This window comes from Duganella sp. Root1480D1, from assembly GCF_001427305.1.
Lineage (GTDB): Bacteria > Pseudomonadota > Gammaproteobacteria > Burkholderiales > Burkholderiaceae_D > Rugamonas.
Map to the genome: position 1 here is coordinate 297,937 of NZ_LMFZ01000012.1, position 17,640 is coordinate 315,576.

Consider the following 17,640-nt stretch of genomic DNA (forward strand, 5'->3'; position numbering starts at 1 on the left):
ATTGCTAGGTTTTGCGCAAATGCAAAGAACAGTTCACCTTCTGGGAGATCAGAGAATTATGATGAAAGAGAACACCCTGTCGCATGCAATTCGCCTGGCGTGCGCCAGCGGTTTGCTGGCAGCCGGAGTCTGTGCACCAGTTTTCGCCCAGCAAACCGACGCGCCTATCCAGCGCGTTGAAATTACCGGTTCCTCGATTAAGCGCATCGCCCAAGAGGGCTCGCTGCCGATCCAGACCCTGAGCCGCAAGGATATCGAGCAGACCGGCGTGAAAAACGTCGCCGACCTGATCGCCATCCTGCCGTCCATGCAGGGCATGATCACCTCGTCCGCATCCATCAACGGCGGCGGGGGCGGCGTGCAAAGCGCGTCGATCCACTCGATCGGCACCGACTACACCCTGGTACTGTTGAACGGCAAGCGCATGGCGCCATACGGCACCGGCAGCGCAGTCAACCTGGCATCGATTCCGCTGGCAGCAGTCGAAAAGGTCGAAATCCTGACCGACGGCGCCTCCACCCTGTACGGCTCGGACGCCATCGCCGGCGTGGTCAACTTCATCCTGAAAAAGAACCAGAGCGACCTGAACATCGACCTGACCTACAACCGCCCGCAACACAAGGGCGGCCAGAGCGCCAACATCTCGATCACCAAAGGCTTCGGCGACCTGCAGCAAGACGGCTTCAATGTAATGCTGGCTTATAGCCACGACCAGGCCAAGGCATTGAACGCCGAGCAGCGCGAGTTCGCCAACTCCGGCGTGCGCAAGTTCTCCATGGGCGGCAAGCAGTACGCGACCTGGCAAAACTCGATCAACTCGATCCCGGCCAATGCGGAAGTGGTCGACAGCGCCGGCAACGACGTCGCCTTCTCGCCTGACCTGGTCAACAATGGCAAGTGCAGCGGCCCGAATACTTTTGCGCGTGGCGGCGTCTGCCGTTACGACTACGCGGCAACCGTCGAACTGCTGCCTGAATTGAAGCGTGACAGCCTGTTCACTTCCGGCACGCTGAAAATCTCCGACAAGACCCGCCTGAGCGGTGAATTCGTCTACTCCAAGTTCACCAGCACCGCGCGCTACGCCGCGCCGGCGCAGCCGCTGACCACCATGAGCACCGACCCGATCAGCGGCGTGAAGACCGTCAGCCCGGTCTACATCGTGCCTTACCAGAAGTCGGTGGAACCGCTGCTGGCTGGCCAGGGCATCGATCCGAACCAGGTCACCGACGCCTGGCTGTACTTCCGCGCACGCGACGCGGGCGGCCGTGCCGACGACTGGGGCACCAAGGCGCTGCACTTCTCGGCAGCCCTGGATTCGGAAATTGCCGACTGGGCCGTCAACGCGACTTACACCCACTCCGAAAACAAGCAGACCGATGATGCGGCTGGCGGCTACATGAGCGGCGACAAGTTCGAAGCCCTGGTCAAGTCCGGCGCCTACAACCCTTACATCATGAACCCGAACGCCAGCGCCATCCTGGCGCCGGCCGTGCTGAACGAAAACCTGGAAACCCAGAAGTCCAAGCTGGACGTGTTCAGCGCCCACGCTTCGCGCGAACTGTTCGCCATGGGCGGCGGTAACGCCGCGCTGGGCATGGGTGCCGACTACACCATCCAGCGCTACATCGATACCCCAAGCCGGATCCTGATGGGCCCAGGCCCAGGCAACCCGGGCTGGACCGACACCGTGATCGGCGGCGGCACCGGCTCGCAGCCGCTGGACGCCAAGCGAAATAACTGGGGTGCGTTCGCCGAACTGGTGATGCCAGTGATGAAGGAACTGGAAGTGACGGCGGCTACCCGTTACGACAGCTTCGACGCGGTCGACAAGCGCAACACCAGCTACGACGTGAACGGCAATGCCTCGCCAGCCGGCAAACAGGGCACCGACGTATCGAAGGCCACCTACAAGCTGTCCGCAAAGTGGCAGCCTTCGCGCCAGTTCATGCTGCGCAGCTCCTACGGCACCGGCTTCAAGGCGCCGACCATGAACAACATCTCGGATCCCCTGAAGAACGGCGGCTCGTCCAACTTCTTCGACTGCCCGATCAAGACCGCAACCGACCCGCGCTTCCCGTACTGCCGCGGCGTGCAGGAATACGGCTTGCTGACCGTGGGTAACCCAAGCACCGGCGCCGATGCGCTGAAGCCGGAAACCTCGAAGCAGGCGACCCTCGGCATGCGCCTGGAGCCAATGGACTCGCTGTCGCTGGGCGTGGACTTCTGGGATGTGAAGCTGAAGAACCAGATCCAGAAGCTGTCGCAGGACATGCTGTTCCGCACCCCTGCCCTGGCCGACAAATACGCCACCATCTACTACGACCCGATCCAGAAATCGAAGGTCCTGGTAATGACCCAGTCGCCGCTGAACCTGGCCAGCTCGCATTACCGCGGTGTCGATTTCGATGCCACCTTCCGCAACAGCACCCCGATCGGCAAGCTGACCACCAACTGGTCCGCCACCTACATGCTGAAGGCGGAAAAAACGGTCCCAACGGCCGACGGCAGCAACAAGACCGAAAGCAGCATCGGGCGCTTCGACTCGTATGACGACGTGACCTTCCGCTGGATCTCGCGCCTGGTGTTCTCGCTGAAGTCGTCCGAGCAGTGGGCCAACTCGCTGACCGTGAACTACAAGTCCAGCTACGCCGACAAGGAATATGTGGCAGACGATGGCCGCGTGCGCTCGGTCAACGCCGACGGCACCCTGGGCGGCTACGTCGACCTGAAGGGCCACAAGGTCAAGGAATACTACACCGTCGACTGGCAGTCGAAGTTCAACTTCAACCAGAACTGGTCGGTCACCGGCGGTATCCGCAACCTGCTGGACAAGGATCCTCCTCTGTCGATCCGCGATACCGGCGGCGGCAACCAGGTTGGCTACGACGGTCGCTACGCCGACCCGCTGGGCCGTACCTTCTACCTGACCGCCAGCTACAAGTTCAAGTAATCCAGCTTTTACTTTCAGTAGTACTCCCGCTCCCCGCCTGCGCAAGCTGGCGGGGATTTTTTCGCCGCCGCCGAAAGCACAGAATTAACGTTTTTAAAAGTTTTGTAGCAAAATCGGCACACTTCTCAAGTCATCACAAAGCTGCATTGAAGCAAGTTTCCCTTCTTAATCTTTTTGCGGAAAAGTCCCGTTCTCCGGCCTATATCGCGCAAATTCATCCATTTAATTAACTTTCAAATATGAATAAACGCGCACAACCGGCAAGTTGTCTGGACTACTTCAGGATGACTTTCGATTGACATCCTTTGCCGATGAATGATTTGATAAGCGCGGGCGAAAAGCAGTCACACAAGTTGCGCTGGTTTTCGTCAAAAAAAAGATTAAGGGTCGGAGACGATCTTAAACAGTTTGTAATTCTTGGGAGTAACAAAGATATGTTGAAGGAAACCATCCTGTCTCGCTCGGTTCGCGTAATTTGCGCCGGTGGCCTGGCACTGGGCATGCAAGCTGCTGTTGCACAGTCCGCTGACCAGCCTATCCAACGCGTGGAGATCACCGGTTCGTCGATCAAACGTGTGGACGCTGAAACCGCACTGCCAGTGCAAGTGCTGACCAAGGCCGAAATCACCCGTACCGGCGCAACCAGCACCCAGGAACTGCTGAACAGCGTGTCGGCCCTGTCCACCGCCGGCGGCACGTCGAATGCTACTGGCGCCGGCAGCTCCACCTACGGCCTGTCGACGATTTCGCTGCGCGGCCTCGGTGAAGACCGCACCCTGGTGCTGGTCAACGGCCGTCGCCTGGCAGCTTTCGCTGGCGGTGGCGGTGCAGCCGTCAACGTTAACGTGATCCCTCTGGCTGCAATCGAACGCGTTGAAGTGCTGAAAGACGGCGCATCCGGCGTGTACGGTTCCGATGCGGTTGCAGGCGTGGTTAACTTTATCCTGAGCAAGAACTTCGAAGGTCTGGAACTCGGCGCCGGTTACGGCACCCCGACCCGCGACGGTGGCGGCCAGAACAACAAATTCTCCCTGACTGCCGGTTTCGGCAACATGGAAGAGTCGGGCTATTCCGCTGTCATTTCCATGTCGGTGGAAAAAGAGCGTGCCCTGTTCGGTTCTGAGCGTGGCTTCTCCAGCAGCGGCGTGCGCGAGCCATACTTCGTCAACGGTGCGACCGGCCACGGCAACATCGAGGGCGGCATTGATCCGACCAAGACCTATCCTGACGAACGTATTCCAGGCTTCGGCAACAGCCCAGGCACCGGCTACGGCAATCCGCTGGCCGCTTCCGGCAAGTGCGCCGACATCAATATGTTCAAGAACCCGACCAACACGACCAAAGGCGCTCCGTATTGCACCTTTGACAGTGCGTCGTTCGTCGGTCTGACCCCTAAGCGCGAACTGCATAACCTGACCGGTAACTTCGGCTACAAGATCAACGAGAATCACCAGCTGTTCGCCGATATGCTGTACTCGGAAAGCAGTGTGACCCAGCGCTTCCAAGGCAGCCCGCTGCGCCGCTCCTTCCTGGAATCCGACGCTGAGTTCGCAAATCAAAACGTTGAACCGGCACTGCTGCTGTACCCAAGCAACCCTGCTTACCAGACCGTTGCCGTGCCTTACCTGAACAGCCTGGGCGGTGCCGCAGCAGCGCTGATCGGCCAGCCACTGGCGATCACCAGCCGCGTGTTCGACTTCGGCCCACGTACCAGCCTGGACAAGGCACGCCAGTCGCGCCTGGTCATCGGCGCCAAGGGCACCGTGGCAGGCCAGGACTACGAAGTAGCCCTGACCCAGAACGAATCGAAGCTGCACGGCGCCGTTCCAGATGGCTACTTCTCGCAAGTGGCATACGCCAAGATCATCAACGATCCGACCAACAACTGGAACCCATGGGCACCAGGCGCGGTTCAGACCGGCGCGCTGGCAAGCAAGCTGCAGCAGGCCAAGTACACCGGCGACACCCTGAACGCCAAGTCCAAGTCGACCCTGTTTGATGCCAAGATCAACGGCGAACTGCCGACCTTCGCAGGCATTACCGGCCAGTATGCTGTGGGCGGCCAGTATCGTGACGAAAAATACGTGACCACCCCAAGCCCGGCACTGGAATCTGGTGACATCGCTGGCCTGGGCGGCAGCGTGCCTCCAGTCGACCGTTCGCGCAAGATCAAGTCGCTGTTCGGCGAAACCAACTTCCCTCTGCTGAAGACCCTGGAAGTTGGCGCGGCTGTGCGTTACGACAACTACAACGACGTCGGCAGCAGCACCAACTACAAGGCCAATATGCGTTGGCAGCCTGTGAAGGCAGTGCTGGTACGTGCTTCCCTGGGTTCGGGCTTCCGCGCTCCAACCCTGACCGACCTGTGGACCCCACAGAGCCTGGGCACCTCGGCAGCCTTCGACGATCCGGCAACCGGCCAGACCGACCTGCAGGTTAATGCCCTGAGCGGTGGTAATCCGAACCTGAAGCCAGAAGAGTCCCGCCAGCAGTCCGTGGGCCTGGTGCTGTCGCCGATCAACAACCTGACCGTCGGCCTGGACTGGTTCCATGTGAAAGTGACCAACATCCTGTCGACTCCATCGGCACAGGAAGTGGTGTCCGGCTTCCGCAAGGGTGACCCAACCTACGCTGGACTGGTCACGCTGAATGGCAATGACGTGGATCGCATCATTACTACCCTGGCCAACAACGGCAATGCCGACGTGAAGGGTATCGATGTATTCGCCCAGTATCGTCAGAACACTTCCATTGGCCGCTTCGACGTAGCACTGAACGGCACCTACATGGATAAGTATGACCAGACCAGCCCAGGCGGTGTGATTTCGCAGAAAGTGGGTACCCTGGTTGACAGCGCTGGCAACCCAGTGCTGGATGCGGACAACGGCGGCGTCGTGCTGAAGTGGAAACACGCCCTGTCGGCCACCTGGAGCCAAGGTCCATGGGCAGTCACCCTGACCCAGAACTTCACCAAGCGCTATGAAGCCGGCCACGACCTCAATGACGAGCGTACCTTCATTCCTTCCTACTCGCTGTACGACCTGAACGTGAACTGGAAGGCCTGGAAGACGCTGGTGCTGAATGCTGGCGTGCGTAACCTGTTCAACAAGGATCCAGCCATCTTCGTGCCTGTGTCCAACCAGTTCCAGAACGGTTACGACATTTCCCAGTACGACCCACGCGCACGCGTTGTGTACGTATCGGCTAACTACACCTTCAAGTAATCCTTTCGGGGCTTGAAATAAAAAACCCGCCGTGAGGCGGGTTTTTTTTTTCTGCTGCCGGATTGCTTATTCGCCCTGCAGGCGGCGCTGGCGCACCGCGGCAGCCAGGTTCTCCAGTACCTGCACGCTGGTCTCCCAGTCGATGCATCCATCAGTGATCGACTGGCCGTAGGTCAGTTCCTTGCCCGGCACCAGGTCCTGGCGGCCTGCCACCAGGTGCGATTCCACCATCACGCCGACGATGCGGGTGTCGCCGCCCGCCACCTGCTGCGCAATATCGGCGCACACCGGCACCTGGTTTTCCGGCTTCTTCGACGAGTTGGCATGCGAGGCGTCGATCATCAGGCGCGCCGCCAGGCCGTAGCCCGAGATGGCCTTGCAGGCGTCTTCCACACTGGCCGCATCATAGTTCGGCGTCTTGCCGCCGCGCAGGATAATGTGGCAATCCTCATTGCCGTTGGTCGACACGATGGCCGAGTGGCCGCCCTTGGTCACCGACAGGAAGTGGTGCGGCTGCGAGGCGGCCTTGATCGCTTCCACCGCGATCTTGGTATTGCCGTCGGTGCCGTTCTTGAAGCCGACCGGGCAGGACAGGCCGGACGCCAGTTCGCGGTGCACCTGCGACTCGGTGGTGCGGGCGCCGATCGCGCCCCACGAGATCAGGTCGGCAATGTATTGCGGGCTGATCACGTCCAGGAATTCGGTACCGGCCGGCAGGCCCATCTCGTTGATGTCGCGCAGCAGTTCGCGTGCCATGCGCAGGCCGTCGTTGATGCGGAAGCTGTTGTCCATGTAAGGGTCGTTGATCATACCCTTCCAGCCCACCGTGGTGCGCGGCTTTTCGAAGTACACGCGCATCACGATTTCCAGGTCGCCCTTCAGGCGCTCGCGCACCGGCGCCAGGCGCTGTGCGTACTCGAGCGCCGCTTTCGGGTCATGAATCGAGCACGGGCCGATCACGACCATCAGGCGGTCGTCCTGGCCATGCAGGATGCGGTGCAGCGCGACCCGCGCTTCGGAAGCCGTGTTGGATGCCGCTTCAGTGCAGGGAAATTCGCGGATCAGGTGCGACGGTGGCGTCAGCTCCTTCATTTCACGAATGCGCAGGTCGTCGGTACGTTGCATGATGGTTTCTCCTGGATTTAAATAAAAAAAAACCGCCATTGCTGGCGGTTTGTCTTGGTATCTGCTGGGATCTCGTTTTGCTGCTACGTGAACCGGCCGCTACTCCACCGCCTTTGGGTTGGAATTGCTAAAGTAAAAAAAGCCGGTAAAGAAGTGCAGGTACATGGATCGAGTTCCGTGGATTTCGATCCACTATAACAACAGTTAACTACTATTGCAAGCGAGCCTTAACTAACTTGCCATCTGGAAGCCGACGTGCGAGCGCAACAGTAAATATTTCTCAACGGAGGTTTTTGGCGAACGTTATCAAATATCAAATAGAATTTATTCAACCTTTGCAAGTGCCTAACTCCGGCCCTTCCATCGGCCCTGGCATACCATCTATTTGAGGAGAAATACGTTGGCTACAATCAAGGCTAAATCGATGATCTATTCCCTGTTGTCCGCATTCGGCGCGTTGGCAGTGTTGCCGGCCATGGCGCAGCAACAGGCTCCCGAAGAAAAAATGATCCGCGTCGAAGTGACCGGTTCTTCCATCAAGCGGCTGGTGTCGGAAACCTCCCAGCCGCTTTCCGTTTTCAAGGCCGAGGAATTCACCAAGCAGGGCCTGACCACCGCCCAGGAAGTGCTGGACCGCATCCCGTCCAACCAGACCAGCATGGGCGCCGGCAACGTGGTGGGCGGTAACGCCAGCGGCCTGCCGACCGGCGGCCAGGCGGTGGCCGACCTGCGCGGTCTGGGGGGCGACAAGACCCTGGTGCTGCTGAATGGCCGCCGCATCGCCAACCACCCGTATGACGGCGCCAGTGTCGACCTGAACGTGATTCCCGTTGCCGCGCTGGAGCGGGTTGAAGTGCTGCGCGATGGCGCTTCCGCGATTTACGGTACCGATGCCATCGGCGGCGTAATCAACTTCATTACCAAGCGTTCGGTGACCGGCACCACGGTCACGGCGGAAACCATGCTGCCGCGCGAAAAAGGCGGCAAGGAGCGCCGTGCCAATATCGTCAGCGGCATCGGCAACCTCGATAACGACGGCTGGAACCTGATGGGCGTACTGGACTGGCAGAAGCAGGATGTACTGACTTCGCAGCAGCGCGATTTTTCCAAGACTGCCGTGATCCCCGAGCGCGGCATGACCGTGGCCGATGGCACCTCCGGCACCACCTTCCCCGGCAACTACTTCGACCCGGTGACCGAGGCCACCGGCAACCCTGGCTTTGCCAGCGGCTGCCTGCCGCCGTTCTCGATTCCACGCCCTTCGAACGGCACCTGCCGCCAGGACTATACGCGCCAGATCGACGACCTGCCGCAACAGGACCGATTGGTGTTCTTCGGCAAGGCTGCCTTCAAGCTCAATCCAGACACCACGGCCAGCCTGGAATACCTGCATTCGCGTAACAAGGTGATTTCGCGCACCGCACCGCCGCCGCAGACCGGCCTCTCTTTGCCGGTCACCAGCCCCTATTACCCTGGCAATTCGGGCGGGGTACCGGCCCAGCCGAACTTGTCCGGCCAGCCGCTGTCGGTCAACTGGCGTCCGACCGAAGCCGGCCAGCGCCAGATCAATTCGAAAGGCGAAGGCGACCGCCTGGTCGCCGCGCTGGAAGGCATCGCCGCAGGCTGGGACTACAAGGCTGGCCTGAACCACTCTGTCAGCAAGTCCGAAGAAAACTTCACCGGCGGCTACGTGCAAGATGCGGGCTTCGCCGCAGGCGTGCAGAACGGCATCCTGAATCCTTTCGGCCCGCAGAATGAAGCCGGCCTGGCCTACCTGGCCAGCGTGGCGCTGCGCGGCAAGGTGCAGGACGCCAAGAACAAGTCCACCACCTTCGACATCAAAGGCTCGCGCGATGTGATGCAACTGAGCGGCGGCGCCATGGCGGTGGCGCTGGGCGCCGAGTACCGCAAGGAAGACGCCGACTTCAACGTGAACCGCGATATCGCCGGCCAGGCAACCAGCTCCGGCTTGTCCGGCTCGCAATCGAAGACCGGTTCGCGCAACGTGAAGGCGGTGTATGGCGAATTGAGCGTGCCGCTGATCAAGGACCTCGATATCCAGGCCGCCGTGCGTTATGACCACTACAGCGACGCGGGCAGCACCACCAACCCGAAACTGGGCGTGCGCTACCAGCCAACCCAGCAGCTGCTGCTGCGCGGTTCGGCCAGCACCGGCTTCCGTGCCCCGACCCTGTTCGAGAAAAACGCGCCGCAGTCGAAGAACGACACCAGCAACTCCTATGACGACCCGATCTTGTGCCCCGGTGGCGTGCCGCAGCCTGGCGCCAACCCGCTGCGCGATTGCGACCTGCAACAGTTCAAGCTGCAAGGCGGTAATACTGCGCTGACGCCCGAAAAATCGAAGACCTTCTCCTTTGGTGCCGTGTTCGAGCCAATGCGCAATACCACCATCGCTCTGGACTACTGGAACATTCGCCTGAAAGACAAGATCGGCGCCCTGCCGGAGCAAGCGATCTACGGCAACTACGAGAAATACAAGGACCGCTTCCTGCGCAACCCGGACGGCTCGCCATTCGCCATCCTGGACCTGAACGAGAACCTGGGCCGCGTAAAGACCGACGGTATCGACCTGAGTGCGACGGTCAGCTCAGGCCGCACGGAATACGGCAACTTCACCTTCACCCTGGATGGCACCTGGGTCCACAGCTACAAGTACCAGAACGAGCGTGAAGGTGTGTACATCGAGAACGTCGGTACTTACGGCGACAACGGCCCGATCATGCGCTGGCGCCACAACGCCTCGCTGACCTGGCGCAACGGCGACTGGAGCGCGACGCTGTCGCAGAACTTCAAGTCCGGCTATGTGGACCAGAACTTCGTGGCGCCCGAGTTCTTCAACAAAGTGGACTCCTACCAGTTGTGGAACCTGTCGGCCACCTATACCGGCTGGAAAGGCGTGACGCTGACAGGCGGCGTGAAGAACCTGCTGGACAAGGACCCGCCGTTCACCAACCAGGGCACCGTGTTCCAGAAAGGCTATGATCCGCGCTACTCCGACCCGATCGGCCGCGCGATCTACCTGCGCGCCAGCTACAGCTTCTAAACGCAGACGGGCAAGTAAAAAAAACCGGGCGCGAAGCCCGGTTTTTTATTCGCCCTTGATCAGGCTTGCTACCTTGGTGGTGATGATATCCACCGCCGGCCCGTTGGCGCCGTGCGGCAGGATCACGTGCGCGTGGCGCTTGGTCGGTTCGATGAACTGCTTGTACATCGGGCGCACGGTCTCCAGGTACTGGTTGATCACGCTGTCCGTGCTGCGGCCGCGCTCCGCGATATCGCGCTGCAGGCGGCGGATGAAGCGCACATCGGCTGCGGTGTCGACGAAGATCTTCAGCGACATCTGCTTGCGCAAGTCGGCATCGAACAAAGCGAACAGGCCCTCCACCACGATCACCGGCGCCGGCTTGACGGTGATGGTCTGCCTGGTGCGGTTATCGATGGAAAAGTCGTACACCGGCATCTCGATCGACTGGCCTTCACGCAGCTTCTGCAGGTGCTCGATCATCAGCGGCCAGTCAAAGGCTTCCGGGTGGTCGTAATTGACCTTGCGGCGGTCTTCCGGCGACATATGGGTCTGGTCGAGGTAATAGTCGTCCTGCAGGACCACCGACACCACCTCGGAGCCGAAAGATTTCAGTACTTCACGGGTGACGGTCGACTTGCCGCTGCCGCTGCCGCCTGCGACGCCAATCACGAAGGGTTTATTGTTCGAATTGTTCATGTGATTTCCGTCCCAGGCAAAAAAAACCGGGTATTTTACCCGGTCTTCATGCTGCACCTGCGTTTAGGCGGTGCCGCCGACTGTCACGCCATCCAGGCATAGGGTTGGCTGGCCGACGCCGACCGGCACGCTCTGGCCTTCCTTGCCGCATACGCCGACACCGGGGTCGAGCTTCATGTCGTTGCCGATCATGGTAATGCGGTTCATCACGTCAGGCCCGTTGCCGATCAGGGTAGCGCCCTTGACCGGATAGGTCACCTTGCCGTCCTCGATCATGTAAGCCTCGGAAGCCGAGAACACGAACTTGCCGTTGGTGATGTCGACCTGGCCGCCGCCGAAGTTGACCGCATAGATGCCGTTCTTGACCGAGGCCAGGATTTCTTCCGGCTCCTTGTCGCCGCCCAGCATATAGGTGTTGGTCATGCGCGGCATAGGCAGGTGCGCGAACGATTCGCGGCGCGCATTGCCGGTGACATTCATCTTCATCAGGCGCGCATTCATGGTGTCCTGGATGTAGCCCTTCAGCACACCGTCCTCGATCAGGGTGGTGCACTGGGTCGGGTTGCCCTCGTCGTCGATGTTCAGCGAGCCGCGGCGGTTGGCCAGCGTGCCGTCGTCGACCACGGTGACGCCCTTGGCCGCCACGCGGTCGCCGATGCGGCCGGAGAAGGTGGAAGAACCCTTGCGGTTGAAGTCGCCCTCCAGGCCGTGGCCAATCGCTTCGTGCAACAGGATGCCAGGCCAGCCAGGGCCCAGCACCACGGTCATCGGGCCGGCCGGCGCCGGACGCGCATCCAGGTTCACCAGCGCCGACTTGACGGCATCGGTTGCGTACTGGTCCAGCAGCGCGTCCGAGAAGTAGCCGTAGTCGTAACGGCCGCCGCCGCCGGAGGAGCCGACTTCGCGGCGGCCATTCTGTTCCACGATCACGGTCACGGAGACTCGCACAAGCGGGCGGATATCGGCTGCCAGCACGCCATCGCTGCGCACCACCAGCACGACGTCGTATTCGCCTGCCAGGCCTGCCATCACCTGCACCACGCGCGGATCCTTGGCGCGCGCCATCTTTTCCACGCGCTCCAGCAGTTTCACCTTGGACGCCGCGTCCAGCGACACCAGCGGGTCATGCGGCATGTACAGCGAACGGCCGCCGACCGGCGTCATGTTGCCGGCCACCTTGATCTTGCCGGCGCCCGCGCGCGCGATGGTGCGCGTTGCCGCGGCCGCATCCAGCAGTGCCGATTCGGAAATCTCATCGGAATAGGAAAAGGCGGTCTTGTCGCCCGACACGGCGCGCACGCCGACGCCTTGGTCGATCGAGAAGGAACCGGTCTTGACGATGCCTTCTTCCAGGCTCCAGCCCTCGTTCTTGGTGAACTGGAAGTACAGGTCGGCGTAGTCGACCTTATGGGTGAACATGCTGCCCAGTGCTTTCAGCAGCTTGCTTTCATCCAGGCCAAAAGGCGTCAGCAAGATATCTTTCGCTGCGGCCATGGCGGACAGGTTAGGGTCGAATGGTTTCATATGAGAAGAATTCTTTTAAATGTGCTCTTAGCCGAATTTTAGAGGATTCGGTGCTTCAGCGCTGGCAAGCTCTCGCGCACGCCCTTTACAAAGGCCGGGTCCAGCTCACCGGTAACGACGCCCTCGCCTTCCGCCAGCACAGCCTTGACCTCGCCCCACGGGTCGATCAGCATCGAATGGCCCCAGGTACGGCGGCCGTTGACATGCGTCCCGCCCTGCGCGGCAGCCAGCACATAACACTGGTTTTCGATGGCGCGGGCACGCAACAGGATTTCCCAGTGCGCCTTGCCGGTGGTGTAGGTAAAGGCGGCCGGCACCACGATCAGGTCGAGCGGGCCCATGGCACGGTACAGTTCCGGGAAGCGCAAGTCGTAGCAGACCGACATGCCGACCTTGCCCACCGCGGTCTCGACCGTGCCGACAGTCTTGCCCGGCACGATGGTGCGCGCCTCGTCATAAGACTCGCTTCCTTTGGTGAAGCCAAACAGGTGGATCTTGTCGTAACGGCCAACATGCTTGCCCTGTGGATCGTAGACCAGCGTGGTATTGATGACACGTTCGGGATCGTCGGACGCCAGCGGCAGCGTGCCGCCCAGCAGCCAGATGCCATGCTCGCGCGCCATGGCCGACATGAAGTCCTGGATCGGCCCCTGGCCCAGCGCTTCCGCCTTGGCGACCTTGTCGCTATCGCTCATGCCCATGATGGCCCAGTATTCCGGCAACAGCACCAGCCTGGCGCCCTGCGCGGCAGCTTCGCCGATCAGGCGGGTGGCGGTAGCGATATTCTGTTCCACCACCGGGGTGGAGACCATCTGGATCGCTGAGACTCTGGTCATGGCGTTGCCTCCTTGGGATTCTCGATCTTGGTGATGACCGGCGCCTTCCACGGGCCGGTCACCTGCATCTGGTACGTCAGCGCCTTCATCACCGGCGCGCTGAGGAACAACTGCGCCAGGTAGCTGCCGAGGCCAATCACCGGGTTGACCGCCAGCGCATACACCAGCGGCGCCGTACCCAGGTTGACCTGCGGGATCACCACCACGCGCAAATTGGTCGATTCGTTGGCAATGTCGGCCGTACCGTCCATCAGCACCGTGGCCTGCACCCCGTGCATCTTCAGGTTTTCGGTCTTCACGATGCCGTGGTTGATGGTGGCATTGGCCGTGATGCCGTCAAACTGCAAGCCTTCCGAGAACACATCGTTGAAGTCCAGCTTGAGCAGGCGCGGCAAGGCTTGCAGGCTGAGCACGCCAAGCAGCTTGGCGGCGCCCGGGTCCTGCTTCAGGAACTGGCCCTTCTCGACGTTCAGCGCCAGCGTGCCGGACAGGCTGGGCAGGTCCATATGGTAGGGCAAGCCCTTCCACGCGATGTCGCCGCTCAGCTTGCCCTTGCCGTTGCGCAGCGTGTCCTTGAAGCCGAAACGCTCCAGCAGCTTGCCGGCGTCATGGATGTCCATATTGAAGTTGAGCGCCGTGTTGTGCTGGCCATCCTTGCTTTGCCAGCGGCCGGTGCCGTTCAATTCGCCGTCGGCATTGACCAGCGACAGCTTGCTGATGCGCCATTCGCGTGCCGAGGTGATCAGCGCGTTATAGGCATGCAGTTCCAGCTGGCCCAGCGGGCGGTTGAACCACTCCAGGCGCTGCACTTCGATATCCAGCGCCGGAATGGTCGGCGCATTGGTCGAGCTCTCCAGCAAATCCTTGACTGCCGCGGCCTGCGATTCCGGAATGATCAGCGACGACAGGCGCGCGGTCACCTTGCCCACGCCCTTGCCGGTCGGCGATTCGTTCCACGTCACGTAGCCGGCCGCCTGCTGCGAATCGATGCTGGCCTGCCACACGCCCTTGCTGTGGGTGACGCCGGCCACCACGTTATCGAGCTTGCGCTCGCCGACAATCAGTTCGGCTGCGCGGGCCGCCATGGTTTCCGGCACCACGTATTGCGAGATATCGGCGCCTTCGCTTGCCCCTGGCGCAGCGGCTTTGCTGTCATTGCCCGCGATCTCGCTCGCCAGGTCGATCCAGTCATCCACATTGAGCGACTTCAGGCTGGCGTTGATCATCATGCCGCTGTCCGGTTCCGGCGCCGGCAGATTGACGCCGATACCGCCATTGACCAGCTTCCACGGGCCCTTGTTGACGCGCATGCGGTGGTAGCGCGCGGCGTAGGCATTGCCCAGCGTAACGCGGATATCGTCGCGCGCCACGCCCTGTTCATTGGCACTGCCGCCGTTGAGCTGGAAGTGCAGCGGCATGCTGTCGAGCGCGGCTTTCTTCAGCGGCGCCGGGAAATCCAGGCTGGCACCCTGCATGCTCGAATCGATCGCCACCTCGTATTTGTGGTCCTTGGCCGTAATCAGCCCGTTGAACTTGGTACCGCCGCCCAGGTGGTTGGCCAGGCGCTGCACCGCAGCCGTCGGATATTGCCTGCGCAGCCCGTCCACTGTCGCCGTGCCTGCCAGGCGCACCTGGATGCTGCCATCCTTCTGGCTGCCGCCGGTCACCGACAGCGGGCCGCCCAGCAAGGTGCCGGCCAGGTTGTTCAGGTTGACGCCCTTCTCATCGAATTCGATCTTGCCGGTGGTGCCGGCGACGGACGGCATGTCATGCCACAGCATCACGTCGTTGCCTTGCAATTGCAGGGCACCCAGCACCTTGGCATCGATGATGTGCGACAGCGGCAGGTGCAGGTTGAGCGCCAGCCTGGCGTTGCCGCTGGCCGTGGTTTCGTCGGTGAAGTGGCCGATCCACTCCAGTACCGGGCTGGCGGTCACGTACTTGAGGAAGTCCTGCATGGGACCGGCGGCGCTGCCGTCGATATCGAGCATGCTGTCGTGGCTGCTGAGGTCGGGAATCACGGCCTTCACATTGCTCAGGGCCACACCCAGGGTGCGCGCGGTTTCCGCCTTGATTTCCATGCGCGCGCGGTCGAACACGATGCTGCCGCGGATCTTTTCAGCCAGCGGCCAGACCGGGGTCTTGCCGTCCTTGGCGAAATAGCCGGGTTCGTAATTGAGGCGCCCATCCGCGATGCGGCCGGCCACGCGGAATTCGCCCTTGGCCTTGTCCGGCGAGCCGTCCTTGAACGGGAAGTACGACAGGTCGCCGCGCAGGCGCAGTGAGGTTTCGCGCAGCATGCCGTCTTCCAGTGCGCCCACCAGCCAGTGGCGGGTGTGTTCCGGCGTCTGCTTCGGCAGGTAGCGGCCGATGCGGTTGATGGTGAAGTCGTCGATGCTGCCGCTGAAATCGGATACGCCGGGCCCCTTGGCGCCGGGGCCGCGCGGCAGCGTGTGGCTGCCGGCCAGCTTCAGCTTCATGCCATCCTGCACCAGGTCCAGGCCATCCAGTTTGACGGCAAGCTGCCTGGCGTCCGCCAGCGACCAGCTTGCGTTCAGCTTGAACTGCTCGAAAGCCATCGGTTCATCGTCGAACCAGGCGGGCATGGCCAGCGTGAAGCCGGGCGCGTCGAGGGCTACGCTGCCGCCCTGCTCGCCGGCTTCCACATGGCCGCTCAACTTTTCGAAGCCGGGAATGTTCGGCAGCGCCGGCATCGGCAGCGCCTTGGCCGAGCGCGACACCGCGGGGCGTGCCGCCAGCGCTTCCATGCCCAGCGCGTCGAGGTCGGCCGTCAGCTTGTATTCCCTGGGGGCCGACAGCGGGCCGCGCCAACCTGCCACCAGGTTGCGCACGCGGCCGCGCGGCGCAGCTTCTGCCAGCAGGTCGCGCTGCGCCTGCGGCAGCGGCAGCCGGGTGGCCAGCTCGGACAGGATCTTCAAGTCCAGCGCGGCAGCCTTCACTTCGGTCCAGCTTGGCTGGTTGGCGGCCGTCACATGGCGTGCCGAGGCGGTGGTCGGGGCCAGTTCCACGCCGTCGCGCGTGCGCAGCGTCACATCCTTCAATTCCAGCGTGCGCGTGATGGCCGCCGGGGTGCCCGCGGTGGCCACCAGGGTAGCGGCCCGTTCTTCGCCGGCCGTCACGCGGCCGCGCAGCGCCGCCACGTCCAGTTGCGGCAAGTCCTTGCCGAGGGTGGCCACCACATTGTCCAGTGCCACGTCGGCAGTGATGGCCGCCGGGCGTGCACTATCAATGCTCAGCCAGGCGCGCACGCCGCCGCTGGCCGACTGCACCTCAAGCTTGCCCGGCAGGTAGGGCTTCCAGCCTGCCAGGTCGGCGCGGCGCAGTTCGGCGTACAGCTCGCCCTTCCACAACTTGACGTCGGAAATACGGGAAAACGGCTGGTGGCTGAAATCGGCGCGCACATCGAGCGGCGCGGCCATCGTGGCCGGCGGCGTGGCCTTGAAGGCAAACTGGTGGCGGCGCCACTTGTTCAGCATCAGGGCGGTGACATTGTCAAGCTGCAGCGGCGGGCTGCCGCGCTGCAAATCGGTCCAGGTGATGCGGCCATCGCGCACCACCAATTCGCGTTGCGACAGCAGCCAGTCGGCGCTCTTGCCATCGCCCTTCTTTTCCAGGTCGATGTAGATGCCGGCGGCATACAGCTTGCCATCGGCCTCGCGCCGCACATCGACTTCGGGACGGTGGAATTCCAGCGATTCAAAGCGCAAGCCGCCGGCCGGCACGCTCCACCAGGACAGCGTGGCCGACACGCTGGGCAGGTGCAGTGCCTGCTGGCCGCGCGCGTCGCGCATGACCACGTCGCCCAGGATCAGCTGCGGACGCAAGCCTTTCCAGGAGGCGTAGACGCGGTCGATGACGACCGGGTTGCCGACCGCCCGGCTGGCCAGGCTTTCGATATCGGATTTGTAATGGTCGATATTCGGCAACACCACCCAGCGCAAGGCCAGGAACAGGATCGTGAAGCCGAAGTACAGCAGCAGCGCCAGCTTGACGGTGAAGCCGAGGAGATGGTGGGTGGCCAGGTTCCAGAAGCGATAGGCGGCCTGCAATCGATGCCAGCGCTCCTTGAGCGGGGCCTCGACTGCCTCGATTTGCTCTACCAGGTTGTCCTTCAATACGCTCAAGCCAGGCCCTTATCAATACAGCATTTTACCGCACCGCCCCGTTAAACTATGTTCCAATAGGCACGGTTTTTCAGGCTTTTTACACTCTCTAACA

General features: G+C 61.8%; 8 protein-coding genes. 3 read left to right on the forward strand and 5 right to left on the reverse strand.

Translation table 11 applies throughout. The annotated features are described in order from the left end of the window. Window positions 1-58 precede the first annotated feature (58 nt). Both ASD58_RS13795 and ASD58_RS13800 read left to right on the forward strand, forming a co-directional pair. Window positions 59-2,950, forward strand: a complete 2,892-nt coding sequence (locus tag ASD58_RS13795) for a TonB-dependent receptor (RefSeq protein WP_057261736.1) — start codon at window positions 59-61, stop codon at window positions 2,948-2,950. A gap of 434 nt (window positions 2,951-3,384) precedes the next feature. After that, window positions 3,385-6,174, forward strand: a complete 2,790-nt coding sequence (locus ASD58_RS13800; protein WP_057261737.1) for a TonB-dependent receptor — start codon at window positions 3,385-3,387, stop codon at window positions 6,172-6,174. Between the two features lie 66 nt (window positions 6,175-6,240). On the opposite strand, the gene aroG is transcribed toward ASD58_RS13800, so the two are convergent. Then, window positions 6,241-7,299 carry a 3-deoxy-7-phosphoheptulonate synthase AroG gene (gene aroG, locus ASD58_RS13805; protein WP_057261738.1) on the reverse strand — a complete coding sequence of 353 codons (1,059 nt, stop codon included), beginning with the start codon at window positions 7,297-7,299 and terminating at the stop codon, window positions 6,241-6,243. 400 nt (window positions 7,300-7,699) lie between these two features. Between aroG and ASD58_RS13810 the strand changes: the two genes are divergently transcribed. After that, entirely contained in the window at window positions 7,700-10,363 is a 2,664-nt protein-coding gene (locus ASD58_RS13810; protein ID WP_229209976.1) for a TonB-dependent receptor, read from the forward strand. A 45-nt stretch (window positions 10,364-10,408) separates the two neighbouring features. Here the strand turns inward: ASD58_RS13810 and udk are convergent, their stop codons facing one another. The 4 genes from udk to ASD58_RS13830 all read right to left on the reverse strand — a co-directional run bounded on the left by udk (window position 10,409) and on the right by ASD58_RS13830 (window position 17,546). After that, window positions 10,409-11,041 carry a uridine kinase gene (gene udk, locus ASD58_RS13815; protein ID WP_057261740.1) on the reverse strand — a complete coding sequence of 211 codons (633 nt, stop codon included), beginning with the start codon at window positions 11,039-11,041 and terminating at the stop codon, window positions 10,409-10,411. A gap of 63 nt (window positions 11,042-11,104) precedes the next feature. Next, window positions 11,105-12,565, reverse strand: a complete 1,461-nt coding sequence (tldD, locus tag ASD58_RS13820) for a metalloprotease TldD (protein ID WP_057261741.1) — start codon at window positions 12,563-12,565, stop codon at window positions 11,105-11,107. Between the two features lie 38 nt (window positions 12,566-12,603). Next, window positions 12,604-13,401: a carbon-nitrogen hydrolase family protein gene (locus tag ASD58_RS13825; RefSeq protein ID WP_057261742.1), complete on the reverse strand. Its 798-nt coding sequence runs from the start codon at window positions 13,399-13,401 to the stop codon at window positions 12,604-12,606. Then, a complete protein-coding gene (locus ASD58_RS13830) occupies window positions 13,398-17,546 on the reverse strand; it encodes a YhdP family protein (protein ID WP_229209977.1) in 4,149 nt (1,382 codons plus the stop codon). Before ASD58_RS13830 ends, ASD58_RS13825 begins: the two co-directional genes overlap by 4 nt. Window positions 17,547-17,640: the final 94 nt, after the last annotated feature.

What these genes read in the sequence shown, in the direction of transcription:
- ASD58_RS13795 (WP_057261736.1), top strand. Translation starts at nt 59, where the DNA reads ATGATGAAAGAGAACACCCTGTCGCATGCAATTCGCCTGGCGTGCGCC.
- ASD58_RS13800 (WP_057261737.1), top strand. Translation starts at nt 3,385, where the DNA reads ATGTTGAAGGAAACCATCCTGTCTCGCTCGGTTCGCGTAATTTGCGCC.
- aroG (WP_057261738.1), bottom strand. Translation starts at nt 7,299, where the DNA reads ATGCAACGTACCGACGACCTGCGCATTCGTGAAATGAAGGAGCTGACG.
- udk (WP_057261740.1), bottom strand. Translation starts at nt 11,041, where the DNA reads ATGAACAATTCGAACAATAAACCCTTCGTGATTGGCGTCGCAGGCGGC.
- tldD (WP_057261741.1), bottom strand. Translation starts at nt 12,565, where the DNA reads ATGAAACCATTCGACCCTAACCTGTCCGCCATGGCCGCAGCGAAAGAT.
- ASD58_RS13825 (WP_057261742.1), bottom strand. Translation starts at nt 13,401, where the DNA reads ATGACCAGAGTCTCAGCGATCCAGATGGTCTCCACCCCGGTGGTGGAA.